This is a genomic window from Methylobacterium sp. BI1 (assembly GCF_056680125.1).
In genome coordinates this window covers 4,075,325-4,100,587 of record NZ_CM155267.1, presented here as the reverse complement: position 1 = coordinate 4,100,587, position 25,263 = coordinate 4,075,325, and the positions used below count along the sequence as shown (strand labels likewise).

General features: G+C 70.2%; 23 protein-coding genes. 14 read left to right on the top strand and 9 right to left on the bottom strand.

Annotated features, from left to right (window positions below; genetic code table 11):
* Nucleotides 1–2 precede the first annotated feature (2 nt).
* Entirely contained in the window at nucleotides 3–1,430 is a 1,428-nt protein-coding gene (locus tag AC1MGR_RS19385) for a flagellar hook-length control protein FliK (protein ID WP_480232612.1), read from the bottom strand.
* Nucleotides 1,431–1,704: 274 nt separating this feature from the next.
* On the opposite strand from AC1MGR_RS19385, the gene mnmA reads away from it, so the two are divergent.
* The 4 genes from mnmA to AC1MGR_RS19365 all read left to right on the top strand — a co-directional run bounded on the left by mnmA (nucleotide 1,705) and on the right by AC1MGR_RS19365 (nucleotide 6,044).
* Nucleotides 1,705–2,856, top strand: a complete 1,152-nt coding sequence (gene mnmA, locus AC1MGR_RS19380) for a tRNA 2-thiouridine(34) synthase MnmA (RefSeq protein WP_480232611.1) — start codon at nucleotides 1,705–1,707, stop codon at nucleotides 2,854–2,856.
* Nucleotides 2,857–2,908: 52 nt separating this feature from the next.
* Nucleotides 2,909–3,562: a class I SAM-dependent methyltransferase gene (locus AC1MGR_RS19375; RefSeq protein ID WP_480232610.1), complete on the top strand. Its 654-nt coding sequence runs from the start codon at nucleotides 2,909–2,911 to the stop codon at nucleotides 3,560–3,562.
* Entirely contained in the window at nucleotides 3,559–4,368 is an 810-nt protein-coding gene (locus AC1MGR_RS19370; RefSeq protein ID WP_480232609.1) for a TVP38/TMEM64 family protein, read from the top strand. Before AC1MGR_RS19375 ends, AC1MGR_RS19370 begins: the two co-directional genes overlap by 4 nt.
* A gap of 185 nt (nucleotides 4,369–4,553) precedes the next feature.
* Nucleotides 4,554–6,044, top strand: coding sequence for a sensor histidine kinase (locus AC1MGR_RS19365; protein WP_480232608.1), 1,491 nt, complete (start codon nucleotides 4,554–4,556; stop codon nucleotides 6,042–6,044).
* 37 nt (nucleotides 6,045–6,081) lie between these two features.
* Here the strand turns inward: AC1MGR_RS19365 and bioB are convergent, their stop codons facing one another.
* Entirely contained in the window at nucleotides 6,082–7,101 is a 1,020-nt protein-coding gene (gene bioB / locus AC1MGR_RS19360; protein ID WP_480234844.1) for a biotin synthase BioB, read from the bottom strand.
* Nucleotides 7,102–7,151: 50 nt separating this feature from the next.
* On the bottom strand, nucleotides 7,152–8,036 hold the full coding sequence (locus tag AC1MGR_RS19355) for a fumarylacetoacetate hydrolase family protein (protein WP_108034246.1): 885 nt from the start codon (nucleotides 8,034–8,036) through the stop codon (nucleotides 7,152–7,154).
* Nucleotides 8,037–8,471: 435 nt separating this feature from the next.
* On the opposite strand from AC1MGR_RS19355, the gene AC1MGR_RS19350 reads away from it, so the two are divergent.
* The gene (locus tag AC1MGR_RS19350) at nucleotides 8,472–9,809 is read left to right on the top strand and encodes an OmpP1/FadL family transporter (protein ID WP_480232607.1); all 1,338 of its coding nucleotides are present in this window, start codon (nucleotides 8,472–8,474) and stop codon (nucleotides 9,807–9,809) included.
* Nucleotides 9,810–9,822: 13 nt separating this feature from the next.
* On the opposite strand, the gene AC1MGR_RS19345 is transcribed toward AC1MGR_RS19350, so the two are convergent.
* A complete protein-coding gene (locus AC1MGR_RS19345) occupies nucleotides 9,823–10,281 on the bottom strand; it encodes a GNAT family N-acetyltransferase (protein ID WP_108034247.1) in 459 nt (152 codons plus the stop codon).
* 8 nt (nucleotides 10,282–10,289) lie between these two features.
* Nucleotides 10,290–12,095, bottom strand: coding sequence for a PHA/PHB synthase family protein (locus AC1MGR_RS19340; protein WP_480232606.1), 1,806 nt, complete (start codon nucleotides 12,093–12,095; stop codon nucleotides 10,290–10,292).
* 144 nt (nucleotides 12,096–12,239) lie between these two features.
* Here AC1MGR_RS19340 and AC1MGR_RS19335 point away from each other — a divergent pair, with 144 nt between their 5' ends.
* From AC1MGR_RS19335 to AC1MGR_RS19320, 4 genes are all read left to right on the top strand, one after another.
* A complete protein-coding gene (locus tag AC1MGR_RS19335) occupies nucleotides 12,240–12,566 on the top strand; it encodes a hypothetical protein (protein ID WP_108034249.1) in 327 nt (108 codons plus the stop codon).
* A 235-nt stretch (nucleotides 12,567–12,801) separates the two neighbouring features.
* Complete coding sequence (locus tag AC1MGR_RS19330) at nucleotides 12,802–14,034, top strand: LL-diaminopimelate aminotransferase (RefSeq protein ID WP_108034250.1); 1,233 nt, start codon at nucleotides 12,802–12,804, stop codon at nucleotides 14,032–14,034.
* Nucleotides 14,035–14,197: 163 nt separating this feature from the next.
* Nucleotides 14,198–14,410 (top strand): hypothetical protein, encoded by a 213-nt coding sequence (locus AC1MGR_RS19325; protein ID WP_108034251.1) that lies wholly within the window; start codon nucleotides 14,198–14,200, stop codon nucleotides 14,408–14,410.
* Nucleotides 14,411–14,621: 211 nt separating this feature from the next.
* Complete coding sequence (locus AC1MGR_RS19320) at nucleotides 14,622–14,942, top strand: hypothetical protein (RefSeq protein WP_480234843.1); 321 nt, start codon at nucleotides 14,622–14,624, stop codon at nucleotides 14,940–14,942.
* Here the strand turns inward: AC1MGR_RS19320 and AC1MGR_RS19315 are convergent.
* Nucleotides 14,939–15,313: a ribosomal maturation YjgA family protein gene (locus AC1MGR_RS19315; RefSeq protein WP_480232605.1), complete on the bottom strand. Its 375-nt coding sequence runs from the start codon at nucleotides 15,311–15,313 to the stop codon at nucleotides 14,939–14,941. The genes AC1MGR_RS19320 and AC1MGR_RS19315 overlap by 4 nt on opposite strands.
* A gap of 122 nt (nucleotides 15,314–15,435) precedes the next feature.
* On the opposite strand from AC1MGR_RS19315, the gene prfB reads away from it, so the two are divergent.
* A protein-coding gene (gene prfB, locus AC1MGR_RS19310; RefSeq protein ID WP_108034253.1) for a peptide chain release factor 2 occupies nucleotides 15,436–16,564 on the top strand; the annotation gives its coding sequence in 2 pieces (ribosomal slippage) (nucleotides 15,436–15,504 and nucleotides 15,506–16,564; 1,128 coding nt in all).
* A gap of 147 nt (nucleotides 16,565–16,711) precedes the next feature.
* Here the strand turns inward: prfB and AC1MGR_RS19305 are convergent.
* Complete coding sequence (locus tag AC1MGR_RS19305) at nucleotides 16,712–17,932, bottom strand: peptidoglycan DD-metalloendopeptidase family protein (protein ID WP_480232604.1); 1,221 nt, start codon at nucleotides 17,930–17,932, stop codon at nucleotides 16,712–16,714.
* A gap of 97 nt (nucleotides 17,933–18,029) precedes the next feature.
* Nucleotides 18,030–18,497, bottom strand: coding sequence for a peroxiredoxin (locus AC1MGR_RS19300; RefSeq protein WP_480234842.1), 468 nt, complete (start codon nucleotides 18,495–18,497; stop codon nucleotides 18,030–18,032).
* A 173-nt stretch (nucleotides 18,498–18,670) separates the two neighbouring features.
* Between AC1MGR_RS19300 and AC1MGR_RS19295 the strand changes: the two genes are divergently transcribed.
* Entirely contained in the window at nucleotides 18,671–22,120 is a 3,450-nt protein-coding gene (locus tag AC1MGR_RS19295) for a YhdP family protein (RefSeq protein ID WP_480232603.1), read from the top strand.
* 45 nt (nucleotides 22,121–22,165) lie between these two features.
* On the opposite strand, the gene AC1MGR_RS19290 is transcribed toward AC1MGR_RS19295, so the two are convergent.
* Nucleotides 22,166–23,056, bottom strand: a complete 891-nt coding sequence (locus AC1MGR_RS19290; RefSeq protein WP_480232602.1) for an aldo/keto reductase family oxidoreductase — start codon at nucleotides 23,054–23,056, stop codon at nucleotides 22,166–22,168.
* A 92-nt stretch (nucleotides 23,057–23,148) separates the two neighbouring features.
* Between AC1MGR_RS19290 and AC1MGR_RS19285 the strand changes: the two genes are divergently transcribed.
* From AC1MGR_RS19285 to AC1MGR_RS19275, 3 genes are all read left to right on the top strand, one after another.
* Complete coding sequence (locus tag AC1MGR_RS19285) at nucleotides 23,149–24,102, top strand: LysR family transcriptional regulator (protein ID WP_480232601.1); 954 nt, start codon at nucleotides 23,149–23,151, stop codon at nucleotides 24,100–24,102.
* Nucleotides 24,103–24,525: 423 nt separating this feature from the next.
* Nucleotides 24,526–24,768 carry a hypothetical protein gene (locus tag AC1MGR_RS19280; protein WP_108034259.1) on the top strand — a complete coding sequence of 81 codons (243 nt, stop codon included), beginning with the start codon at nucleotides 24,526–24,528 and terminating at the stop codon, nucleotides 24,766–24,768.
* A gap of 10 nt (nucleotides 24,769–24,778) precedes the next feature.
* Entirely contained in the window at nucleotides 24,779–24,979 is a 201-nt protein-coding gene (locus AC1MGR_RS19275) for a hypothetical protein (protein WP_480232600.1), read from the top strand.
* Nucleotides 24,980–25,263 lie beyond the last annotated feature (284 nt).

Genomic DNA, 25,263 nt, shown 5'->3' with positions numbered 1-25,263 from the left:
CCTCAGATGCGGATGTCGATGCCGAGGACGGCGCCGTAGCGGCGCAGCGGAACGGCGGAAACGGGGGTCGGCTCTCGGAATTCAGCGCCGGCGCGTGAGGCTCCGCCGGCGTCGGGTCTCTGCCCGTCGGCACCGGAGCCGTTCGACTGGCCATTGGCCGGGCCGTCTCCGCGGAGCGACAGGTTGATGCTGCCGTCGGCGGCGTTGAGCCCGGCCTGGTTGAGCGCCTGCTGCAGATTGCCGGCATCGCGCTGGAGCAGCGCCAAGGTCTCGGGCCGGTCCACGATCAGTTGGGCCTGGACCGTGCCGGTCTCCTTGTCGATGTCGAGCTTGACGTCGATGCGGCCGAGATCCTTCGGATCGAGGCGGATCTCGAACTGGTTGTTGCCCGCGAGGGAGCGCAGCCCGATCGTCATCGGCACGGCGCCCAGGGGCACCGGGGCCGGAGCGGGGGCGCCCGGCACGCTCGGGGCGACCGCCTCCGCGGCCTTGGCGTGCGTCGGCGCTGGGGCCGCCGGGACCGCGGCCGTCAGGTCTGTGCGGGTGCCGGCATCCGAGGCCGGGGCGAGCTCGGCGGCGAAACCGCCCGGCGCCTTGCCGTTGCCCGGCTCGCCGTTCTCGGCCCCGTCACCACGGCCCGCGGGTGCCTGGACCGTCAGGCCGGGCGGGCCCTGGGTCGTGGTCCCGTCGGGGTTCGGCCCCACGGCCACGGCCGGCGCGGCCGTTCCGGACGGATCCTCGGGGGGAACCGGCCCTTCCGCACCGGCCGCCGCCGCACCCTGCGCCGCCGAGGCCAGGGCGGTGGGCGGCGGGGCGGTCGGCAGGAGCAGGGCCGGCGTTGCGGTGGCTGGCGTCGCCGCCTCCGCCTCTTCCGGCTTGTCGGCGGACGCGGTTTTCCCGGCCGCCGTAGTCCCTCCGGACCCGTCCTTCTCGGCGGGCGCGGTCGCCGTCGCGCTCGCGCCGGCCCCGGGCGTCGCGGTGGCGTCGGGGCGGGGGGCCTGCGCCGTGTCCGATATCCCAGGGCGGGAGGGTTCGTTTCCGGGGCGGACCACGGCGCCGGCAGGTCCCGGCTTCGTGGTCGCCGATGGGCTGGCCTCGCCTGCCTCGGCCTCGCTCTGCTTGGCCTGTCTCGCCTCCGCGTCGTTCGCCTTGGCCGCGCGCGCGTCGGCGACGGCCTTCGCGGCGTCGCGGCCCTGCGCCGCCGCGCGGGTCGCCGCCGCGTCCCTGGCCCGCTCGGAGGCGATCCGGTCGTTGCGGTCGTCGGCCGCCGCACGGTCGTCCCGGGCGCGGGCCTCCGCCGCCCGGGGGCGGGGATCGGGGGCGGCCGGGTCGAGGCGGAAGGTGACGGCGGCCGCACCCCGCAACGGAACCGCGCCCGGCGAGGCCGCGCGCCGGGTCGTTGCGTTCCAATCGATCGATGAGACAGCCATGGGCGACAATCCTCTACGAGGCTATCGTCAGCAAGGCGCAGGCCAAGCTGCGTGCAATGCAAGACATTGCCAATAAACGTCTTTTTCGCAGATGCCCTGTCCCGCGCCGGTTCAGCCGGGCAAATCCTGCCGGGCGCCCGGCAGCATTCGCCCGGCCCCGGCGCCATGCGCGGGGACACACCCGGTGCAGCCGCCTCCCTGGAACTCGCGCCCGAGGATCGCTATAGACTCACGCGCGGGGCCGGACCGGTCCCTCCCGGCACACCCTGGCGCGATGAATTCCCTCGATCTTCCCAAGGCTCCCCACGAGACGCGCGTCGTCGTCGCCATGTCGGGCGGCGTCGATTCCTCCGTCGTGGCCGGGCTCCTGAAGCGTCAGGGCTACGACGTCGTCGGCATCACGCTCCAGCTCTACGACCACGGCGCCGCCACCCATCGCAAGGGGGCCTGCTGCGCCGGCCAGGACATCCACGATGCGCGCCGGGTGGCCGAGACCCTGGGCATCCCGCACTACGTGCTCGATTACGAGGACCGCTTCCGGGAATCCGTGATCGACCGCTTCGCCGAGAGCTACCTCGCCGGTGAGACGCCGATCCCCTGCGTCGAGTGCAACCGCTCGATCAAGTTCCGCGACCTCCTGCGCACGGCCCGGGACCTTGAGGCCGACTGCCTCGCCACCGGGCACTACGTGGCGAGCCGGCCCGAGCCTTCCGGCGGGCGCGGGCTCTACCGCGCCCTCGATCCGGCCCGGGACCAGAGCTACTTCCTCTACGCCACCACGGCGGAACAGCTCGACTTCCTGCGCTTCCCCCTGGGCGAGCTGCCGAAGGACGAAACCCGTCGCCTCGCCCGCGACCTCGGCCTCGCCGTGGCCGAGAAGGCGGACAGCCAGGACATCTGCTTCGTCCCCCAGGGTCGCTACGCGGACGTGATCGCCCGGCTGCGGCCGGACGCGGCCCGGGCCGGCGAGATCGTCGATCTCGGCGGCCAGGTCCTGGGGCAGCACGAGGGCATCATCCACTACACCGTCGGCCAGCGCCGGGGCCTGCGCCTCGCGGTGGGCGAGCCGCTCTACGTCATCCGCCTCGAGCCCGACACCGCCCGGGTGGTGGTCGGCCCGCGCGCGGCCCTCGCCACCAGCCGCATCCGCATCACCGACCTGAACTGGCTTGGCGGCGCGGGCCCGGTGGAGAACCTGCCCGTGGCGGTGCGCGTGCGCTCGACCCGGGAGCCGCGACCGGCCCTGCTGACCCGCGACACGTCGGGCAGCGGCGCCGAGATCGTCCTCGCCACGCCGGAGGACGGCGTGTCGCCCGGACAGGCCTGCGTGCTCTACGCCGATGACGGCCCGCGGGCCCGTGTCCTCGGCGGTGGCACCATTCGGCGCATCGACGCGTTGGCGACCGGCGCGGCCGAAGCGGCCTGACCGGTTCACGGCCCGAACGAACCCTATCCCCAAACAGGACGACGAGATCGACATGCTGAGCGAGCCGCGGGAGGCCGGTCCGAGCACCGCCCTGATGCGCAAGGCCTATGCGCGCTGGGCGCCGGTCTACGACGTCGTCTACGACAAGCTGACGGAGCCGGCCGCCCGCGACGCGGTGGGAGCCGCCGTCGCCTGCGGCCCGCGCATCCTGGAAGCCGGCGTCGGCACTGGCCTGTCGCTGGGCTACTATCCGCCGACGAGCTTCGTCTGCGGCGTCGACCTCTCCGAGGACATGCTGAAGCGCGCGCGCGCCAAGGTGCTGCGCCGCGGCCTGCGCCACGTGCGCGGCCTCCAGGTGATGGATGTCTGCCGCCTTGGCTACGCCGATGCGAGCTTCGACGCCGTGGTGGCCCAGTTCCTCATCACCCTGGTGCCCGACCCGGAGGCCGCCCTCTCCGAGTTCCTCCGCGTCGTCCGGCCGGGGGGCGAGATCGTGCTGGCCAACCATTTCGGCCAGAACACCGGGCCGGTCGCCAAGGTCGAGGAGATCATGGCGCCGCTCTGCACCAAGATCGGCTGGTCCTCCGACTTCAAGTCGAGCCGGATCGAGGCCTGGGCCCGTTCCCACGGGGTCGAGTTCATCGGCGTCGCGCCGACCTTCCCGGGCGGGTTCTTCAAGATCCTGCGGATGCGCAAGCGCGGGTGAGCGCGTCGACGCCTCCGCCCGTCGGACCCGACGAAGCGCCGACGCGGTGGAAGCGCCTCCTCCGCTGGGGACCGCTCCTCCTCCTCGTCTGCGCCTCCCTGGCGGTGCTGGCCTCCGGCGCCTCGCATCTCCTCAGCCTCGACCGGCTGCTCGCCTCCCGGGCCTGGCTCAACGCCTGGGTGGCCGAGGATCGCTTCCGCGCGATGGTGGTCGCCTACCTCGTCTATGTCGGGGCGGTGGTGGTGTCGGTCCCGGCCTCGCTCTTCCTGACGATGCTGTGCGGCTTCCTGTTCGGGATCGTCCCCGGCGCCCTCGTCGCCGTGGCCTCCGCCACCACGGGGGCCGCCATCGTCTTCACCATCGGGCGCGGCGCGGCCACCGACCTGCTCCTGCGGCAGGCCGGCCCCCGCCTGGCGGGCCTCGCGGCCGGCTTTCGCGAGGACGCCTTCGGCTACATCTGTTTCCTGCGCCTGCTGCCGATCTTCCCGTTCTGGATGACCAACCTCGCCCCGGCCGCCTTCGGGGTGAGGCGCAGCACCTTCGTTCTGGCGACCCTCGTCGGCCTCCTGCCGGGGGCCTTCGTCTACGCCGCCACCGGCGCGGCGATCGAGGACGTGGTGCTGGCGCACGAGACCGCCAAGGCGGCCTGCCTGGCCGTCGACGGCCTCGATTGCGAGAACGCCCTGACGCTGCGCGCCCTGATCACCCCCAGGATGGTGCTCGGCCTCGGCGCCCTGGCGGCTCTCGCCCTGATCTCGGTATTCCTACGACGTCGCGTTCAGGCACGGCGCCGGGTAGAGTCCTGATCGAATTTGGCCATACATCTGATCAAAAAACTCGTATATCCTGACGCAGCCTAATGCGGTCCGGAACGTTGGTGGGCAATCGCGCTCCGAGCCGTCGCCCTGAAAACGCCACTGGACCACGCTCCAGATCGGGTTCACGCCGTCACCCGCCGCGCCGTTGGGACACCGGAAACGCTAGTACCGAGATGGCTGTGACGTCGCGCGTCGAATTTCAGCAGGAGGCGGCCGCCGCGAACCCCGTGGCCGCCCGCGGTCTCGGCCGGCATCTCGGCCTGTCCGGTCGGCTCTTCCTGCTCACGGTGGCGTTCGTCGCCCTGATCGAGGTGCTGATCTACGTCCCGACGGTGGCGAACTACCGCCGGATGTGGCTGTCGGACCGGATCGCCGCCGCCCAGGTGGCCGCCCTCGTCCTCGACGCGGCCCCCGACCAGCAGGTCTCGGAAGGCCTGTCCCAGCGCCTGCTCGCCGGTGCCGGCGCGCGCGCCATCGCGGTCCGCGGCAACGGCACCCGCCGGCTCCTCGCCAACGAGACGGTGCCGGACACGGTCTCGGACATCATCGACCTGCGGTCGGAACACTGGATCCGGTCGATCCGCGGTGTCGCCCGGACGCTCATGACCGAGTCGAACGATCCGATCCGGGTGATCGGACACGGCCGCGACGGCTTCGACCTCGTCGAGATCCTCATGGACCCGCGGCCCCTGCGGGAGGCGGTGGCGGACTTCTCGATCCGGCTGGCCCTGTCGTCCCTGGCCCTGGCGGCGACGGTCGCCGGGCTGATCTTCCTCGTCCTGCAACGGGCGATCGTGAAGCCGGTCCGGCGGCTCGTCCAGAACATCACGGGCTTCGCCGACGATCCCGAGGCGATCGACGGCGTGATCGTGCCCTCGCGCCGGACGGACGAGATCGGCCATGCCGAGATCGCGCTCGCCCGAATGGAGACGGCGCTCGCCAGCGAGCTGCGCGAGAAGCGGCGGCTAGCCGGCCTCGGATTGTCGGTGAGCAAGATCAACCACGAGCTGCGCAACCTGCTGACCACGGCGCAGCTGCTCAGCGACCGCCTCGACGGCGTCGCCGATCCGGTCGCCCAGCGGGTCGCCCCGCGCCTCGTCGCGACGCTCGATCGGGCGATCCGGTTCTGCGAGGAGACTCTGGCCTATGGCCGGGCGACCGAGCGCAACCCGAGCCGCCGCCTCGTGCCGATCGCCCAGATCGTCGCCGAACAGGCGGACCTCGCCGGGCGCGGCCGCGATTCGAAGATCGTCATCCGCGAACTCTGCCCAAGCGAACTGCGGATCTTCGTCGACCCGGACCAGTTCTCCCGTGCGCTGGCCAACATCGTCCGCAACGCCGTCCAGGCCCTGAGCCCGCAGGGGACCGGCTACGAGGCGCCGTCCCAGGAGAATCCCGAGATCACCATCCGGGCCCGCCGCCAGGGCCAGCCCGGCGCCGGCGAGACCACGATCCTCGTGGCCGACAACGGTCCCGGCCTGCCGCCGCGGGCCCGGGAGCACCTGTTCTCCCCGTTCAAGGGCTCGTCGCGCTCAGGGGGCACCGGCCTCGGCCTCGCCATCGCGTCGGAGCTGATCGAGCTCAACGGCGGACGCCTCAGCCTCGACGACACCGCGATCGGCACCTGCTTCCGCATCACCATCCCGGACGCGGCCGGCGCCTGAACCGGCGCCGGATGGGCTAGTTCTTTGCGGGCGAACGCTACTCCGCCGCCGCCAGAGTCAGGCCCGGAACGGTGATGCCGATGTCGCGCAGGAGCTCGGCATCCGAATCGGTCTCGTTGTTGGCCGTGGTGAGTAGGCGCTCGCCGTAGAAGATCGAGTTGGCCCCGGCCAGGAAGCACAGGATCTGTGCCTCGCGGGTGAGGCCCTTGCGGCCGGCGCTGAGGCGCACGCGGGCGCGCGGCATCACGATGCGAGCGGTGGCGCACATGCGCACGAGGTCGAGGGGATCGACCGCCGGGCGGTCCTCCAGGGGTGTGCCCCCCACCGCCACCAGGGCATTGATCGGCACGCTCTCGGGATGCGGCGCGTGGTTGGCCAGAACCTGGAGCATGCTCGCCCGGTCCTTCACGCCCTCGCCCATGCCGACGATGCCGCCGCAGCAGACGCCGATGCCGGCATCGCGCACGTTCTGCAGGGTGGTCAGCCGGTCCTCGTAGGTGCGGGTAGAGATGATGTCCCCGTAGAAGTCGGGGCCGGTGTCGAGGTTGTGGTTGTAGGACGTCAGACCGGCTTCCGCGAGGCGCTCCGCCTGCGAGGGCGAGAGCATCCCGAGGGTGACGCAGGCCTCCATGCCGAGGCCGCGCACGCCGCGCACCATCGCCAGCACGGCGTCGAATTCCGGGCCGTCCTTGGGCTGGCGCCAGGCCGCGCCCATGCAGAAGCGGTGGGCGCCCGCGGCCTTGGCCTCGGCCGCCTCGCGCAGCACCGCATCGACCGGCATCAGGCGCTCACGGGCCATGCCGGTGCCCTTGTGGTGGGCCGATTGCGGGCAGTAGGCGCAATCCTCCGGGCAGCCCCCGGTCTTGATCGACAGCAGGGCGGCGCGCTGGATGTCCGCCGGATCGTTGTGGGCGCGATGGACTTCCGCCGCCCGGAACACGAGGTCGAGCAGCGGCAGGTCGTGGATCGCCTGGATCTCGGCCACGGTCCAGTCGTGACGGATCGCGGCTGTGGCGGAGGCCGGGCGGGCGGCGAGGGGGGCCAGGGTGTCGGTCATGGTCCCCATGAGGCGAATCTCGGCCGGAAAATCAAGCCGGCCGAGCGACCTCAGTGCGTCGGCTCGCCCGCCGCCACCTTGGCGGTCCAGTCATCGAAGGCGATGATCTCCTGGCGCTGCGCGCCGAGGCCATCGATGCCCAGGGTCACGACGTCGCCGCTGCGCAGGAAGCGGGGCGGCTTGCGCGCCATGCCGACGCCGGGGGGCGTTCCGGTGGTGATGATGTCCCCGGGCTCCAGCATCATGAAATGCGAGACGTAGGCCACGAGCTGCGCCGCATCGAAGATCATCGTGGCGGTCGAGCCGGTCTGCATCCGGGTGCCGTTCACATCGAGCCACATGCCGAGCGACTTGAGGTCGGGAATCTCGTCGAGGGTGACGAGCCAGGGACCGAGGGGGCCGAAGGTCGGGCAGCCCTTGCCCTTCGTCCAGGTGCCGCCCCGCTCCATCTGGTACTCGCGCTCGGACACGTCGTTGCAGATGCAGGCGCCTGCCACGTAGGACAGGGCCTCGTTGGCGTGCACGTAGGAGGCGCGCGCGCCGATCACCAGGGCGAGTTCCACCTCCCAGTCGGTCTTGGCCGAGCCCTTGGGCAGGATGACCCGGTCGTTCGCCCCCGCGAGGCAGGAGGGCGCCTTGTTGAAGAGGATCGGCTCGGGGGGAATGTCGGCGCCGATCTCGGCGGCGTGGTCGGTGAAGTTCAGCCCGATGGCGACGAAGTTGCGGGTTCCGCCGACGCAGGGGCCGAGGCGGGTGTCCGCCGGCAGGGCCGGCAGGCTCGCCGGATCGAGCCGGCGCAGGCGCTCCAGGGTCTCGCGGGAGAGGGCCGGCCCGGCGATGTCGCGTACATGGGCCGAGAGGTCGCGCAGGACACCCTGCGAATCGATCAGACCCGGCTTCTCGTCTCCGCTCGCACCGTGGCGTACCAGTTTCATCGCTCGTGCCTCCGCATGGCTGTCCGCTGCCTGACATCGATCGGAGCGGGACGAGCGGCAAGGGGCAACCCGCGACGGATGCCAAACCCTCTCATCGGCGCAGCATGACGGAGAGCCAGGGCGGCGATCAGTTTGTCGCCGAAAGGTCACACCCCCGTCCGGAGATGCGCCGGGCGCATTTTTTCGCACGCTCGGCTTACTCACGCAGACGAGAGTTTAGATGTGAACCATTCTGCAGGCTTCCTCACCAGCTCGAATCCAGTCCTGCAATATTGCTCTATTTTCAGTATAGTTACGGACTAATGCTGATATTTCACTTGTAAAACGTCGATTTGCGAAGTCGCGCCACTCGCGTCATTGTCACACCCAAGGTGCGAGGCCGTTCCGATCGGGACAGGACAAGCGAGCACCAACAACAGGGGTGGGTCTTACGTCATGATGGGCACGATTCGACGCCGTTCCCTGCGCAGCCTCGCGCAGTCGGGAGTTTCCGCAGCCATCCTCTGCGCCGGCGTGGCCGGCGCCTCGGCCGGCGCCTTCGGCATCCGCGAGCAGAGCACCGAAGCCCAGGGTCTCGGCTGGGCGGGCGCCGCCTCCGGCTCCGGCGGCGTCTCGTCGATGTTCTGGAACCCCGCCACCGTGACCATGCGTCCGGGCTGGGTCACCGAGCAGAACCTCTCCTTCATCAACCTGTCGGCCAAGATCACGCCCGATGTGGGCACCAATCCGGCCTTCGCCCGCCTCGGCGACAGCGGCGAGCTCGGCCAGGGCGCCGTGGTGCCGGCCGGCGCCACCTCCTACCAGCTGAACGACCGCCTCTGGATCGGCATCACCTCGGGCGCGCCCTTCGGCCTCGTGACAAAGCCGCGTCAGACCTGGTCGGGCGAACTCTACGGCCGGTCCAGCCGCATCTTCTCCCTGGCCTTCAATCCGGTCATCGGCTTCAAGGTCAATGAGTGGCTCTCCGTCGCCGCCGGCCCGAACATCGAATACTTCAAGCTCGTCCTGCGCCAGGCCCTGCTCTCGCCGCTCAGCGTCAACCCGGCCGCCCTGCCGAGCTCCGGCTTGAAGGGCGATTCGTGGGGCGTCGGCTTCACGACCGGTGCCCTGATCACGCCCTTCGACGGAACCGCGATCGGCATCGGCTTCCGCTCCTCGGTCCACCACGACATCGGCGGCCAGCTCATCCTGCCCGGGCCGCTCGCGGCGCTCGGCGGCGACGTGAGGGCCAAGCTGAACACCCCCGAGAAGCTGAGCGTCGGCCTCACGCAGGCGATCACCCCGGTGGCCCGGGTCAATCTCGGTTTCGAGTGGGACAACTGGAGCCGTCTCGGCACCGTCAACGTCCTCCTCGACCGGACCGGCGCCGTCGCGACGCAGCTGCCGCTCAACTACAAGGACGGCTACACCTATTCCATCGGCGGCGAGTACGACTGGTCCCCGGCCCTGACGGTCCGGGCCGGCGTCGCCTACGAATCCTCCCCGATCGATTTCTCGAACCGCTCGGTGCGCCTGCCCGACGGCGACCGCGTGAACGTCTCGGTGGGCGGAAGCTACCGCTGGAGCGAGAAGCTGACCCTCAACGTCGCCTACTCGCACTTCTTCGTCGACAAGGGGCGGATCCTCGCCGGCCCCGGCCGCGACTACAACGTCCAGAACGTCGTCTTCGCGGGCGTGGCCGACAGCAGCGCCGACATCGTCTCGGTGGGCTTCCGCTACGTCTTCGGCGAGCCCGTCGTCGCCGCGCCGGCCCCACTCGTGCGCAAATTCTGAGGGCGCCGAACCGTCAGGGCGGCAGGATCGGCTCGGTCCCGCCGCCATCGAAGCGCTTCACGTAGAAGATCCGGTCATGGCCGGGCGGATAGTCACGGATCCGCCCGCACTCGGTGAAGCCGAGGCGCGCGTAGAAGCCGGGGGCCTGGAAGGTCCAGGTGTCGAGCCAGATCCCGGACAAGCCGCGGCGCAAGGCCTCGGCTTCCGCGTCCTGCATCAGGCGCCGGCCGAGGCCGCGCCCCCGGGCCGGGCCGAGGGCCAGCAATTCCACGAACAGCATGCCGTAGCCGGTCCGGCCCCAGAGGCCGCCGACGACGGCGCCGGCCGCATCGCGCACCGTGAGGGCGAGCAGGCCCCAGTCTCCGTTCGGCACCTGGGCCTCGTTGTAGGCGACCAGCGGTGCCAGGATCGCGGCCCGCATCGCCGGGTCGGGCTCGGCCTCGAGGCGGATCGTCCAGCCGGGCGCCGCCATGCCCGCGCTCAAGCCTTCATGCGGACATAGGTGCCGGGCGCCGGTCCCAGCGAGGCGAGGCCGCCTTCGCCCGGCACCCGCGCCGGGACGCGGGCGGGGGCCTGGTGCTCCAGCCACTGGAACCAGTAGGGCCACCAGGATCCCTTGGTCTCGGTGGCCGCCGCCATCCAATCCTCGAACCGGCCCTTGGCCGGTCCCCCGGTCCAGAAGCCGTATTTCGGCTTGGCCGGCGGGTTCACCACCCCGGCGATATGGCCCGAGCCGGCGAGAACGTAGTCGACCGGTCCGCCGAACTTCGAGGAGCCCTCGAACACCGACAGGGCGGGCGCGATGTGATCCTCCTTGGTGGCGAGGTTGAAGATCGGGATCTTCACCTTCTTCAGGTCGAGCCGGACGTTGCCGAGGATCATTTTGCCCTGCGCCAGCGTGTTGTTGAGGTAGCAGTTGCGCAGGTAGAACGAGTGGTTGGCCGCCGGCATCCGGGTGGAATCGGCGTTCCAGTACAGCAGGTCGAAGGGCATTGGCGTCTGACCCTTGACGTAGTTGTTGACCACGTAGGACCAGATCAGGTCGTTGGGGCGCAGCATGTTGAAGGCGGTCGCCATGCCGGTGCCTTCGAGGTAGCCGCGCTTCTGCATCCGCGACTCGATCAGGCGGATCTGATCCTCGTCGGCGAACACCTTCAGGTCGCCCGCATGGGTGAAATCCACCTGCGTGGTCAGGAAGGTGGCGCTCTTGATGCGCTTGTTGCCGGTGGCGGCCTGCATCGCCAGGGTCACGGCCAGGAGGGTGCCGCCGACGCAGTAGCCCGCCGCCGCGACCTCGTTCTCGCCCGTGGCGACCCCGATGGCATCGATCGCGGTCTCGATGCCCTCCCGCATGTAGCTCTCGAAGTCCTTGTCGGCGTGGCGCGCATCGGGGTTGACCCAGGAGATGCAGAACACCGTCAGGCCCTGGCTCACCATCCAGGCGATGAGGCTCTTCGAGGGGTTCAGGTCGAGGATGTAGAACTTGTTGATCCAGGGCGGTACGATCAGGAACGGCCGCTTGAGCACGGTATCCGTGGTCGGGGCGTACTGGATCAGCTCCATCAGGTCGTTGCGGAAGACGACCTCGCCCGGCGTCACCGCCACGTTGACACCGACCTCGAAGCCCGCCGCCGGATCGGTCTGTCGCACCCGGAGCTGGCCCTTGCCGGCCTCGATGTCCTCGGCGAGCATCTTCATGCCGCGCACGAGGTTGGCGCCGTTCTCCTGCAGGGTGTGCCGGATCAGCTCCGGGTTGGTCATCACGAAATTCGAGGGCGAGAGGGCGCCGGTGATCTGGCGCAGATAGAACTGCGCCTTGTGCCGCGTGTGCTCGTCGATGCCCTCGGCCTCGTTCACCAGGCCCTCGGCCCAGCGGGAGGTGATGAGGTAGCTCTGCTTGATGAAGTCGAAGATCGGGTTGGTGGACCATTCCGCGTGGGCGAAGCGGCTGTCCTTCGGCTCGGGCTGGGCCACGGGCGGGGCGTTCTCCCCCTGCAGCCGCTGCCAGGTCGAGCCCCAAAGGGTGATGAAGGCCTCGCTCAGCTTGGTCTGCGCCTCGACGGTCTTCTTCGGGTCGGCGAGCCAGGTCTCGGCGACGCTGCCGAGGGTGCGGACCACGTCGTTGACCTCCTCGGGCGGCTCGACCGCCTCGACCGGCAGGGCGTCCGGGGTGCCCACGGGCTTCATGTAGCGCGAAGCGGCCCGGCCGAACTCCTCGACCAGCAGGCTCGCGTTGCGGGACAGGGCCTCGATGTCGGGCAGCGGCGTCGTCCGTTCGGTCGTCACGCGTGCGTCTCTCCCCGGGTGTGGCCCGACCTTTCGCCCCGCGACGGCTGCCGCGCGGCCGAGGGGGGCCTCGTTTCCGACAAATTAACGCGCCATCGCGGAGTTCCGCCAGAGCGCGCGTCTCCAAAACGGCCGACTTCTCCCATGTCCCGGCTTCACAACTCTCAGTTTGTCGCGGTCGTCGCCGTGGCCGTCCTGCTCGCGGGATGTTCCGGCGACCTGAATCCCATGCGGATCGCCTACGGCACCGGCGAGGCCGGACCGCCCGCCAAGGCGCCGGACTTCGTGGCGCAATCCCGCCGCGGCAGCGACGACTTCATGCCGGTGGGCGTATCCGCTCCGGCCCGGCCGATCCGCGCCAAGACGCCCGAGGGCACCAAGGCCCTGGAGGCGGACCTCGTCGCGGCCCGCGGGCGCAACGAGGCGCGGGGCCGCTCCGCCGAGAGCGCGGCGCAGGCCGCCAAGCCGTAGGGATTCCCGAGATATCGTTCGGCGTCGGGGCACAAAACTGCTAGACCTGAACCGAGCGTGCGAATTCTGCGACGGCCCTGCACCCGGCGAGGCCGTCAAAAGACGTCCGGATTCCGCCCGAGGGACCTCCGGACTAGACCACGCTGCCGTCTCGGGATGATGACAGCTCCGCGCCGGGTGACGCCCCGCGCCCCAACTCGTATCCTCGCTCGTATTCTCGGACATCGTGAAGGCCATGACCGACTTCCACCGCATCAAGCGCCTGCCCCCCTACGTGTTCGAGCAGGTGAACCGGATCAAGGCCCAGGCCCGCGCCAACGGCGCCGACATCATCGACCTCGGCATGGGCAACCCGGACCTCGACGCCCCGAAGCACGTCATCGCCAAGCTGGTGGAAACCGCCGGCCGTCCGCGCACCGACCGCTACTCCGCCTCCAAGGGCATCGCCGGCCTGCGCCGCGCCCAGGCGAACTACTACAAGCGCCGCTTCGGCGTGAGCCTGAACCCCGACACCCAGGTGGTGGCGACGCTGGGCTCGAAGGAGGGCTTCGCCAACATGGCGCAGGCGATCACGGCGCCGGGCGACGTGGTGCTGGTGCCGAACCCGAGCTACCCGATCCACGCCTTCGGCTTCCTCATGGCCGGCGGCGTCATCCGCTCCGTGCCGGCCGAGCCGACGCCCGCCTTCTTCCCCGCGGTCGAGAAGGCGATGCAGCACTCGATCCCGAAGCCGGTGGCGATCGTGGTCTGTTATCCCTCGAACCCCACCGCCTACGTGGCGAGCCTCGACTTCTACCGGGACCTCGTCGCCTTCGCGAAGCGGCACGAGATCATCATCCTGTCGGACCTCGCCTATGCGGAGGTCTATTTCGACGGCGATCCGCCGCCCTCCGTGCTGGAGGTGCCCGGCGCGATCGACTGCACGGTGGAGTTCTCGTCCCTGTCGAAGACGTTCTCCATGGCCGGCTGGCGCATGGGCTTCGCGGTGGGCAACGAGCGCCTGCTCGCCGCGCTCACCCGCGTGAAGTCCTACCTCGACTACGGCGCCTTCACGCCGATCCAGGTCGCCGCCACCGCCGCCCTGAACGGGCCGGAGGACTGCATCGTCGAGATGCGCGGGATCTACAAGAAGCGCCGCGACGCGCTGGTGGAATCCTTCGGCAAGACCGGCTGGAAGATCCCGACCCCCTCGGCCTCGATGTTCGCCTGGGTGCCGATCCCGGAGAAGTACCAGGCGCTGGGCAGCCTCGAATTCTCGAAGCTGCTCCTCGAGAAGTCGGACGTCGCGGTGGCCCCCGGCATCGGCTTCGGCGAGCACGGCGACAACTACGTCCGCATCGCCCTCGTGGAGAACGAGCAGCGCATCCGGCAGGCGGCGCGCAACGTCCGGCGCTTCTTCGAGACCTCGGACAAGACGCTGCACAACGTGGTGCCGATGCCCGAGGCGCCCCTGTCGAAGGCCGGCTGAGGCCACGCCGCAGGGATGTTGCGGCCGGGAGACAGCCGGCCGCAAAGCTTGCCGAAACGCACCGACGTGCTTGTCACGGCGGTGCGCGCTCAGCAGGGTCGCAACGAGGCCGCGCCGCGTTTCCTGTGTGCGCGCGGCGCGTTCGCCGAGGCCCGAGGTTCGTATGCGTCGCCTGACCCTTGCCGTCGCCCTGGTGCTGAGCGCCTCCGCGGGCGCCTGCGCTCCGAAGCCGATCGTCGCCCGCGACCCGGTTCCGGCGCCCGAGCCGACCCTCGGCTACGAGTGCAGCTCGCGCCCGACCGTGCTGAACGGCTTCTATTCCACCTGCGAACCGGTGCTCCAGGAGCGCTCGGTGGTGGTCCGCGCCAAGGGCTGAGATCACCGGAGCGCGTCGCGGGGCCGGGCCGACGCCCGGCCTTCGTCGTTCCGGGGCCGGCCGACGCAACCGCTTTCGCATTGGACAGCGACGATTGTCGCGCCCGCGCGACCGAACGGACACGGACAGGCGCACCGGATTGGGGCATGGTGGCCCCGGGCGCGTCCCTCCGGGTCTCCTGACTGCCCGCCGGAATTTGATCGTGGTGCTGATGATGCGGACCCTCCTCGCTGCTGGCCTGATCGGTCTCGGGTTCACCGTCGCGGCCTCCGCGCAGACCCTCTATCTCGGCACGAACGGCCCGGTGGTGCTACCGACCAGCCCGAGCTCCGGCCGGCCGATCCCGGACGTTCCCGAGGCGATTCCCGTCCCGCACGTCATGAACGGCGGCGGCTTCGGCCTGACCGGGACCGATTATTTCAGCGACGGGATCACCGAGGGGCCGCTCAACCAGCGCCACCGCCCCCGCGAATTCGTCCTGGCGCCGGCCCGGATCGGCCCGCCGGACTACGTCCGTCCCGCTCTCCGCTAGCGCCGGTCGGCCCAGCGCGCGGCCAGGATACCGGTTGCGTAGGCGGCGAGGTTCCACAGCGAGAAGACCCGCCCGAGCAGGAGCTTGCCCGCGAGCGTCAGCCGGAAGGCGTCCAGCGCCGGCGTGTGAACGAGCCTGAACAGCTCCACCGCCAGGGCGATCGCCGCCGCGACGGCCACGATGCGCCGGCGCGGCAGCGGCACGACGAGACCGACGAGGCCGTAGACCATCGCGCCCCAGAGGATCGATCCACCCCACTTCACCACCGGCCCCGGCAGCCCAAGCGCGAAGAGCCGCAGGGCGAGGCCGGCCGCGATCACCAGGGCGGTCCCGGCGAGCAGGCGCAGCCGGATTCCGTCGATCTCCGTCACGCCGAACGCTCCTGGAAGGGCGCGCGACGCACCCGCGGTTTCAGGTCCGCGCCGTTTACACCATCCGGCCGGCCCGGTATCACCCGCTCCCACACCCCGCACACACGAGCCCGAAACACCAGATGCGCGCCGAGATCGAACAACTCTCGGATGCCGCCAAGCAGTCGATCGGACTGCTGAGGAGGCATCTTTGACTGGGATACCGTCGAGAAACGCCTCGCGGAGCTGAACGCGGCTTCCGAGAACCCCGAACTCTGGAACGACGCCGAGGCGGCCCAGAAGGTCATGCGCGAGCGCACCCAGCTCGATGACGCCGTGACCGCGATCAAGAAGCTGAGCCAGGACCTCGAGGACGCCCACACGCTGATCGAACTCGGCGAGATGGAGGGCGACGACTCCACCATCCAGGAAGGCGAGGCCGGCGTCCGCGCCGTCGAGAAGGAGGCCGCGCGCCGCCAGATCGAGACCCTGCTCTCCGGCGAGGCCGACGGCTTCGACACTTACCTCGAAGTCCATTCGGGCGCCGGCGGCACCGAGAGCCAGGACTGGGCCAACATGCTCCAGCGCATGTATGCCCGCTGGGCCGAGCGCCGGAAGTACAAGGTCGAGATCGTCGAGTGGTCGGACGGCGACGAGGCCGGGATCAAGGGCGCCACGCTCCTGATCAAGGGCCACAACGCCTATGGCTGGCTCAAGACCGAATCCGGCGTGCACCGCCTGGTCCGCATCTCGCCCTACGATTCCAGCGCGCGCCGCCACACCAGCTTCGCCAGCGTCTGGGTCTATCCGGTCATCGACGACCGTATCGAGATCGAGATCAAGGAATCCGACTGCCGCATCGACACCTACCGGTCGTCGGGCGCCGGCGGCCAGCACGTGAACACGACCGATTCGGCGGTGCGCATCACGCACATCCCGACGGGCATCGTGGTGGCGTGTCAGCAGGAGCGTTCGCAGCACAAGAACCGGGCCACCGCCTGGAACATGCTGCGCGCCCGCATGTACGAGGCCGAGCTGAAGAAGCGGGAGGAGAAGGCGAGTGCCGAGGCCGCCGCGAAGACCGATATCGGCTGGGGCCACCAGATCCGCAGCTACGTGCTGCAGCCCTACCAGCTCGTGAAGGACCTGCGCACCGGCACCCAGTCCACCGATCCGGACGCGGTGCTGGACGGCTCACTCGATCCGTTCATGGAAGCCTCCCTGGCCCAGCGCGTCTATGGCGGCGCCGACGTGGTCGAGGACATCGAGTAGGGCGGCCATCCGCGTTTCGGGGTCGTCGGACGGCGTCTCCCCCGTTCGGGGAGGCGCCGCCGCGATCCCGGGGTCGGGGCAGGCCGGTTCCGCAACGCGATCGCCCGGCATCCCCCGCGTCCCGATGCGGGGGCGGCGCGGGGCCGTTCAGAGCGCGTCGGCGGCCCTGAGGAAGCGCACGGGGTCGACCGGCTCGCCGTCGATGCGGGTCTCGTAATGCAGGTGGCTGCCCGTGGAGCGGCCGGTCGAGCCGACGCGCCCGACGATCGTACCCGGCTCGACCGACTGGCCCGGCGTCACGTCGAAGGCGGAGAGGTGGGCGTAGCGGGTGACGAGGCCGTGGCCGTGATCCACCTCGACCATGTTGCCGTAACCGCCATTGTATTCCGCCACGGTGACGCGCCCCGCCGCCGTGGCACGGGCCGGCTCGCCGGTCTCCGCCCGCATGTCCATGCCGGTATGCATGGCGTAGCCGCGGGTGAAGGGATCGAGGCGGGCGCCGAAATTGCTGGAGAGGCTGATCTCCCCGGCGAGCGGACGACGGACGGGGAGGGCGGCCGTGATCCGGCGCAGATGCGCCTCCTCGGCCAGGGAGCGCTGAACCTCGGATAGGGACAGGGCGAAGGCGTCGCCGCTCAGGGGCACCAGCGGGCCGCCGATGCCGGCCGGGCGCTCGTGCTCGAAGCGGGTCGGGTCGAGGCCGAGGCGGGTGACGAGGCTACGCAGGCGCTGGGCGCCCTTGCCGGCCCGCAATCCGATGGTGGCGAGCACGCGGGACTGGGCCTCGGCGAGGCCGTCCAGGCGCTGCTCGAGGGCCGCGACCGTCCCCTCGACCACGCGGGCGGATTGTCGGCCGGGGGTGGGTTCAACATCGGTGCGAAGCTGGAGCGCTTCGGGCGTCGGGAAGGGCTTGGCCCCCGGTAGCGATCCGGACAGGGACCCCGACGGGAATTTGGGCGCAGGCTCGGGCGCCTCGATCGCAGGGGTCGGGAGGGTCGCGGCGCCGGGGTCGCCCGCCAGGGTGGCGATGGCGACCTGGCGGGCCTCCATTGCGGCCTGCCGGCGCGCGAGTTCGGCCATGCGCTGGGCGAGGCCGTCGCGCGACGCTGCTTGCTCCATCGTCACCCGGTCGAGCTGCAGGCGCAGGGTACCGATCCGCTCCTCGTAGCCGTACTGGAGGGCGCTCTGCTGTGAGACGAAGCGGGCCAGCACCTCGTCGTGGAAGACGAGGTAGTACGTCGCCCCGCCGGCCCAGGTGACGGCGACGGCCAGCGCTCCGGCAAGGAGGCGGGACCGCAGGGTCGAGGCCGGGGCGGCGGAGACGACGCGGGTCGCCGTCGAGGAAGGTTTCCGAGAAGACGATCGCATGGGACGCGTGACCTGATCCACCGCGTCACCCTGCCCGAATCAGGGTTAACGAACCGCCAAGGCGCTGCCCCGGCGATTCATCATGCAGATTCCGGCGTCAGGCGAGGTCGCGGGCGGCGGCCAGGACCTCCTCGGCGTGGCCCGGCACCTTCACCTTCGGCCAGATCCGGGCGATGCGCCCCTCCCGGTCGAGGAGCATCGTCGTGCGCTCGACGCCCATGTACTTCCGGCCGTACATGCTCTTCTCGACCCAGACGCCGTACGCCTCCAGCATCGCCTTGCCCTCGTCGGAGGCGAGCGGGAAAGTGAGGGCGTACTTGGCGCGGAACTTGTCGTGGCTCTTGACCGGGTCCGGCGACACCCCGATCACGATGGTGTCAGCCGCGGCGAAGTCCGGGCCGAGGGCGTTGAAGCCCTGCGCCTCCAGGGTACAACCGCTCGTGTCGTCCTTGGGGTAGAAGTACAGGACCGCCTTGCGGCCCTTCAGCTCTCCGAGGCTGATCGTCTCGTCGCCGGCGCCCGGCAGGGTGAAATCGGGCGCCTGATCTCCGGTATCGAGGGGCATCATGCCTTCCTTTCGGCCGATTGATGGTGTGCCTCGGGGGTTGTACCGCGACGGGAGCCCGATCCCCCGGTGCACCAGGACCGACAAACGCCATAGACCCGCGAAAGCTGAAACCCGTAGGACTGCCGCTCGATAGCCCGAGGGGACGTTCCGATCCAGCGGCACAAGGATTGATGGACCAGGAAACGGCCAAAGGTTTGCGGCCCGCGCGGCCCGCCGCACGGCGGCGGCCGCTGCTCTGGATTGCGGCCGTCCTCGTGGTCGGCCTGATGGTCGCCGTCGGCGGCGTCATCGGTCGCCTGTCGATGGGCCCCCTGCGCATCGACGGCATGTCGGAGCGCGTGGCTTCGGCGATCGCCAGCAGCATCGGTCCCGGCTGGCGCGTCGCGCTCAGCGACAGCGCCCTGGAGATCGATTCCGAACAGTCCCTGGCCCTGCGGGTCGCCGGCCTCGACATCCACAATCCCGAGGGCGCCCTGGTGGTGCGGGCGCCCCTGGCCGTGGTCAGCCTCGACACCTGGAGCCTGCTGCGCCTCTCGGTGCAGCCGCGGGCCATCGAGTTCCGGGACCTGCAGATGACGGCCCTCGTCCATCGCAACGGCAGCATCGCCTTCGCGGCCTCGGACAGCAGCCAGGGCAGCGCGGTGGTGCCCCACACCCTTCCGAGCGTCGATGCCGCGGCCGGCCACGTCTCGCCGATCTCCGCCAGCGTCGCCTCGATCTTCGGGGTGGTGCTCGATTCTGCCGGGGTCATCGGCGCCCTCGACCGGGCGCGGATCACCAACGGACGCCTCACGCTGATCGACGACGATGCCCGCCAGCGCGCCGTGTTCGAGCACGTCAACGGGCTGTTCCGCCGCGATGCGGTGCGCGACGCCCGGGTCTTCGAACTGCGCATCGACGGCCCGCACGGGGAATGGCGCTTCGGCGGCGACCTGCACGAGGCCGGCGGCACCAAGCGCACCGGCATCATCACCCTCGACGACCTGCCGATTACCGACCTGCTGCTCCTGTCGGGCCAGTCGAAGCTGCCGGTGGACACCGACCTCAAGCTTTCGGCGAAAGCCGACGTGGCCATCGACGCCGGCCGCATCGAGACGATGACGGCGGAGATCCGCACCGGCGGCGGCAATGTCCTGATCGAGGAGAAGGACTTCAACCCGGTCACCATCGACAGCCTCGCGGCCGCGGTGAGCTGGGACGAGGCCGGCCGTTCGATGAGGCTGGATGCCCTCGACTATCGCGGGGCCGGCAACACGGTGCACCTCACCGGTGCCTGGACCGCCGCGCCCGCCGGCGCCGAATCCGCCTGGACCCTGGAACTCGCGGGCAAGGATGCCGTGCTGCGCGGAGCGAACGCGGTCGACAGGCCCGTGAGCCTCGACACCGTCTCGACCCATCTCACCGGCAAGGCCGGCGGTGTCGTGATCGACGATTTCTCGGTCCGGGCCGGGGCCGCCAACGGCCGGATTACCGGGACCATCGGCACCTCGGCCGACGATGACGGGCTGACCCTGCACATCGTCGCCGCCGACACCGATGGCCGCATGGCGCTGCGCCTGTGGCCCGAGCACGTGGCGCCGCCCGCCCGCAACTACCTCGTGGACAACCTGCGCGGCGGCAAGGTCAATTCCGTCGACATCACCGTGGACATGAGTGGCTCGGAGCTCGCCGCCGCCACCCGCGGCGAGCCGATGCCCGACAACGCGGTGCATATCGATTTCGCGGTTTCCGACGCCACGCTGATGGTGGTGCCCGACTCGCCGCCGCTCACCCGAGGCAAGGTGACCGGCACGATCACCGGGCAGACCACCAAGATCCGCAACGTCACCGCCGACGTGCGCATGGCGGACAACCGGACCCTGTCGATCTCGGACGGGTCCTTCGTCATCCCGAAGATCACCCCGGACACGGTGACGGCGCAGATCGGGCTGCGCCTCAGCGGCGGCGCGGACGCCCTGGTCTCACTGCTGCAGACCAACATGTTCAAGACCCTCACGGGCCTCGACCTCGACCCCGGGACGGTGAAGGGGGCCGCGGATCTCCGGATAGACTTCCCCCTCAATCTGAAGCACATCCCCGACCTGCCGGACCTGCCGGTCAGCATCACCGGGACGCTGTCGGACATCGCGGTCGACAAGGTGTTCGGGAAGGAGCGTCTCGAGGGCGGACGCTTCACGATCCTCTGCGACAGGGGCGCCTTCTCGCTCAAGGGCGACGGCCGCGTCATGGGCGCTCCCATGACGGTGGACCTTCGCCAGCCGAAGGCCGGCGCCCCCGGCGAGATGAACGTCGGCCTGGCCGTCGACGATGCCCTGCGCGCCCGCAAGGGCCTGCCCCAGGCGCCCCAGATCGCCGGCACCATCCCGGTCCGCCTGACCCTTCCGATCGGCCGGACCGGACCGGGCAAGCCCCCGATCCGCGTGGAGGCCGACCTGACCCGGATGGGGAGCGACGGCCTCCTGCCGGGCGTGACCAAGGCCGTCGGCAAGCCAGGGCGCGCCAGCTTCACCGTGAACGAGGGGGCGAACGGGACCCAGGATCTGCGCGATCTCGTCGTCGACGCCGCGCCGCTGATGGCGCGCGGCAGCGCCAGCCTCAACGGCGACGGGGGACTGGAGCGCCTGGACCTGACGGCGCTGAAGCTCTCGCCCGGCGACGACATGCGCCTCCAGGTCGACCGCACCGGCGGCAACGCCTACCGGGTCGCTGTCCGCGGCGCCGTGGCCGACGCGCGCCCGTTCCTGCGCGGGCTCGCCGGCCCCGATGCCAAGGGCAGCCGGGACGCCAGTCCGAAGGATGTCGAGGCCGATCTCAACCTCGGCATCGTCAGCGGCTTCAACGGGGAATCCCTGACCAACGCCAGCGCCAAGCTGTCCCTGCGCGGCCGCGACCTCCGGAGCGGCCGCGTCCAGGGCAAGTTCAGCAGCGCGCCCTTCTCGGCGCAGGTGACGCACACCGACCGCGGCGGATCGAGCGTGACCATCGAGACGCTCGATGCCGGCTCGACCCTGCGCTTCGCCGACATCTACAAGCGGATGTACGGCGGCAAGCTGATCATGACGAGCGCCCTGAACGACGGGCCGCAGCCGGGCTCCGTCCAGATCCGCAACTTCATCCTGCGCAACGAGCCGGCCCTGTCGAGCATCATGGCGCAGGGACCGGCGACCAGCGAGGTCACGGACGCGCGCGGCCGGAAATACGTGGTCCAGAATGCCGGCAACGACGTGGAGTTCGACCGCCTCCGGGCGATCTTCACCCGCACGGGCAGCCGGATCGACATCAGCGACGCGGCGATCTCGAACCCCGCCATGGGCTTCACCATGACGGGCTTCCTCGACACCGCCAAGGAGCGCACCGACATCAACGGCACCTTCGTACCCCTCTACGGCCTGAACAACGTCGTCTCCCAGCTGCCGATCCTCGGCCAGCTCCTGGGCGGCGGCCGGAACGAGGGCCTGTTCGCCCTCAACTTCCGGGTCTCGGGCCGCCTCGCCAAGCCTGACGTGAGCGTGAACCCACTCTCGGCCCTCGCCCCCGGCATCCTGCGCAAGCTGTTCAGCGCGGGCGGCGGCAACGATGGGCTCGCCGCCGGCACGCCGATGAACGAGACCGAGCGCTGAGGGCCTCGTCCACCGGCGGGTCGTATACGCGACGGGCGGTCGCGATCAGGCCGCGCCGCCAATGCCGTCGAGCTCCGCCATCGCGTCCTCCGGCAGTGCCAGGGCGGCGGCCGCCATGTTCTCGCGCAGGTGAGCCGGCGACGACGTGCCGGGGATGAGCAGGATGTTGGGCGCCCGTGCGAGGAGCCAGGCGAGGGCGACCTGCATCGGCGTCGCGCCGAGGCGCGCGGCGACGGCCGACAGCGTCGTCGACTGGAGCGGGCTGAAGCCGCCGAGGGGGAAGAACGGCACGTAGGCGATGCCGGCCGCGGCGAGTTCGTCCACCAGCGGGTCGTCCGCCCGGTGCGCGAGGTTGTAGGCGTTCTGCACGCAGACGATGGGCACGATCGCGCGCCCCTCCGCCACCTGGCGCGGGGTCACGTTGCTGAGCCCGATGTGACGCACCAGCCCCTGGCGCTGCAGGTCGGCGAGGGCGCCCAGGGGCTCCGCGATGGACCCCTCGGCGGGGCCGTGGGCGTCGAACATGATCCGCAGGTTCACCACGTCGAGCGCCGCGACGCCGAGGTTCCGCAGGTTGTCGTGGACGGCGGCGGTCAGGTCCTCGGCCGAGGCGGCCGGGTTCCAGGAGGCGTCCGGTCCCCGCCGGGCCCCGATCTTGGTGACGAGAACGAGGTCGTCCGGGTAGGGATGCAGCGCCTCGCGGATGATCTGGTTCGTGACGTGGGGTCCGTAGAAGTCGCTGGTGTCGATGTGGTTGACGCCCGCGGCCACCGCCTCCCGCAGCACGGCGACGGCCCGGGGCCGGTCCTTCGGGGGGCCGAACACCTGCGGGCCGGCGAGCTGCATGGCGCCGTAGCCCATCCGCCTCACCGTCCGGTCGCCGAGTCGGTAGGTGCCGGCCGTTTCGAGCCCGTTCGTCCTGTCGTGGTCGGTCATGGAAAACTCCTCTGTGGTGCGTCCCACCTAGGCCCTGCCGGTCCGCGCGATAATCCGGCACAATGTGCACGGGCCGTGCGGGAAAACGAACGATGGGCACCGATCTCGGGGAACTCGCGGCCTTCGTCGCCGTGGCGGAGGCGGGCGGTTTTCGCGATGGCGCCCGCACAAGTGGTCTCAGCGCCTCCGGACTGAGCGAGGCGGTGCGGCGGCTGGAAGCGCGCCTCGGGGTCCGGCTCCTGAACCGGACAACCCGCAGCGTCGTCCCGACCGAAGCCGGCCTGCGCCTGCTGGAACGCCTGAAACCCGCCCTCGGCGAGGTCGCCGCAGCGGTCGACGTGGTCAATGGTTTTCGCGATCGGCCGGCGGGGACGTTGAAGCTCAACGTGCCGGTGAGCGCGGCCCGGTTGGTGCTGCCCCGGATCGTCCCACCCTTTCTGGCAGCCTATCCCGAGATCCGCCTGGAGGTGATCGCCGATGACAGTTTCGTCGACGTGCTGGCCGCCGGCTGCGATGCCGGCATCCGCTACGACGAGCGCCTGGAGCAGGACATGGTGGCGGTCCCGATCGGCCCGCGGGAGCAGCGCTTCGCCACTGTGGCGGCCCCGGCCTATCTCGACCGGCGCGGTCGTCCGGAGCACCCACGCGACCTCCTCGCCCATGCCTGCATCGGCGGTCGCTTCGCCAGCGGCGCCATGCCGGCCTGGGAGTATGAGCGGGACGGCGAGATCGTCCGGGTGGAGCCGACGGGACCGCTGGTGGTGCGCGTCGGAGGCGCGACCGAGTTGGCCATCGACGCGGCGATCGCCGGAGTCGGTATCCTGAACCTGTTCGAGGACTGGATCCGGCCGCACCTCGACAGCGGCGCCCTGGAGCCCGTGCTGGAACCCTGGTGGCAGCGATTCCCGGGCCCGTTCCTCTACTATCCCGGTCGGCGCTACCTGCCGGCGCCGCTACGCGCCTTCGTGGACTTCATCGGCCGCCAGCGCCGCACGGAGCCTCTCGCGGTGGATCGTCCCCGGAAGGCTCCGCACGCGCCTCCGTGAGGGGCCGCGCTCCAACTTCCGGGGGCCGAGGCGGCGCTAGGGCAGGAGCGGATAGCGGTGGACGATCGCCTGCGAGACTCCATCGCGGATCTCGGCGGAGGTCGGTCGAACGCCCGCACACGGCTCGTCGATCAGCTTTTTCACGTGCGCTTTCGCCGAGTCCAAGTCGCCGGTCCAGGCCTTCGAACCGAGAGCGGAGGCTTCGTGGCGGAGAATAATACGGAACATGGATCGCCTTTTTCTAAATATAGAGATGAACATACACGTGTTTCCACGATCACCGACAAATAAAAACGCTGTCTGATTTATTTTTCAGGATTGCCAGAACCCTGCGCCGAGCGCATCACTGACGCCGCGTCTTGCGCGGCGCCGACCGACAATTCGCATGCCGGCGCCCGCAGATCAGTCTTCCGAGGATCGCCGATGGACGTCGTACTCACGCCGGTGAAATCGGATGTCGATGTCTGGTCGCTGAAGGATCGCTTAGGTCGCGACCTGGGAACGATCCGGAGAAGCGCGACGGGAGAAACATTCAGCATCAGACCGGAGCCGGGAACGATCCTCCAGACCGTGAAGGTCCGGCACCCGAGCCTCGACGAGGCCATGACGGCCATCGCCAAGCTGACGAACGGAGCCTGCAACCTCGATAGCCAGCAATGGGATTAGGTCGTCCAGGATGAAAGACTTTCTCGAAGCAGTGCTCGACGTCGCGGTTGCGACGGCCGCTCTGGCGATCGGCGCCAGAATGGTCTGGGCTCCGCCCGGCCGTCAGGCGAAGACGTTTCCTGAGATGACGTCTTCCGCTCTGCAAGTGTGCGCAGCAGCGATCGTCTTCATCGTCGGGACATGCATGGCCGCGCCCTGGATCCAGCGCTGATCGCGACGGAAGATCCGAACCGCCGCCGCGCCTCGCTCCTGGGGCCAAGCAAGAATCGACCGGCCATCGGACGTCCCGATTTTGCCTGCGCATCACGTACACAGCGGTTCGTCCGGTCCGAGGGAAGCAAGGACGGTCAGGCGGTGGGCCGGCCGCTCAGGCCAGGCTCCAGCGGTCCCGGGGCGTTGCCCGTACGTTCGTCGAATCTCGGCGGCCTCTAGGCGGCGTGCGCTCCCCGGCAGTCCATCCCGTCCGCTCCGACGGTCTCTGTCGCGATTGCTCTT

Coding starts and splice junctions, on each gene's coding strand:
- AC1MGR_RS19335 (WP_108034249.1), top strand. CDS start 12,240: ATGTCCCGGCTTCACAACTCTCAGTTTGTCGCGGTCGTCGCCGTGGCC.
- AC1MGR_RS19345 (WP_108034247.1), bottom strand. CDS start 10,281: ATGGCGGCGCCCGGCTGGACGATCCGCCTCGAGGCCGAGCCCGACCCG.
- AC1MGR_RS19350 (WP_480232607.1), top strand. CDS start 8,472: ATGATGGGCACGATTCGACGCCGTTCCCTGCGCAGCCTCGCGCAGTCG.
- mnmA (WP_480232611.1), top strand. CDS start 1,705: ATGAATTCCCTCGATCTTCCCAAGGCTCCCCACGAGACGCGCGTCGTC.
- AC1MGR_RS19285 (WP_480232601.1), top strand. CDS start 23,149: ATGGGCACCGATCTCGGGGAACTCGCGGCCTTCGTCGCCGTGGCGGAG.
- AC1MGR_RS19375 (WP_480232610.1), top strand. CDS start 2,909: ATGCTGAGCGAGCCGCGGGAGGCCGGTCCGAGCACCGCCCTGATGCGC.
- AC1MGR_RS19320 (WP_480234843.1), top strand. CDS start 14,622: ATGATGCGGACCCTCCTCGCTGCTGGCCTGATCGGTCTCGGGTTCACC.
- AC1MGR_RS19330 (WP_108034250.1), top strand. CDS start 12,802: ATGACCGACTTCCACCGCATCAAGCGCCTGCCCCCCTACGTGTTCGAG.
- AC1MGR_RS19280 (WP_108034259.1), top strand. CDS start 24,526: ATGGACGTCGTACTCACGCCGGTGAAATCGGATGTCGATGTCTGGTCG.
- AC1MGR_RS19300 (WP_480234842.1), bottom strand. CDS start 18,497: ATGCCCCTCGATACCGGAGATCAGGCGCCCGATTTCACCCTGCCGGGC.
- AC1MGR_RS19275 (WP_480232600.1), top strand. CDS start 24,779: ATGAAAGACTTTCTCGAAGCAGTGCTCGACGTCGCGGTTGCGACGGCC.
- AC1MGR_RS19355 (WP_108034246.1), bottom strand. CDS start 8,036: ATGAAACTGGTACGCCACGGTGCGAGCGGAGACGAGAAGCCGGGTCTG.
- AC1MGR_RS19325 (WP_108034251.1), top strand. CDS start 14,198: ATGCGTCGCCTGACCCTTGCCGTCGCCCTGGTGCTGAGCGCCTCCGCG.
- AC1MGR_RS19365 (WP_480232608.1), top strand. CDS start 4,554: ATGGCTGTGACGTCGCGCGTCGAATTTCAGCAGGAGGCGGCCGCCGCG.
- bioB (WP_480234844.1), bottom strand. CDS start 7,101: ATGACCGACACCCTGGCCCCCCTCGCCGCCCGCCCGGCCTCCGCCACA.
- AC1MGR_RS19295 (WP_480232603.1), top strand. CDS start 18,671: ATGGACCAGGAAACGGCCAAAGGTTTGCGGCCCGCGCGGCCCGCCGCA.
- AC1MGR_RS19305 (WP_480232604.1), bottom strand. CDS start 17,932: ATGCGATCGTCTTCTCGGAAACCTTCCTCGACGGCGACCCGCGTCGTC.
- AC1MGR_RS19385 (WP_480232612.1), bottom strand. CDS start 1,430: ATGGCTGTCTCATCGATCGATTGGAACGCAACGACCCGGCGCGCGGCC.
- AC1MGR_RS19290 (WP_480232602.1), bottom strand. CDS start 23,056: ATGACCGACCACGACAGGACGAACGGGCTCGAAACGGCCGGCACCTAC.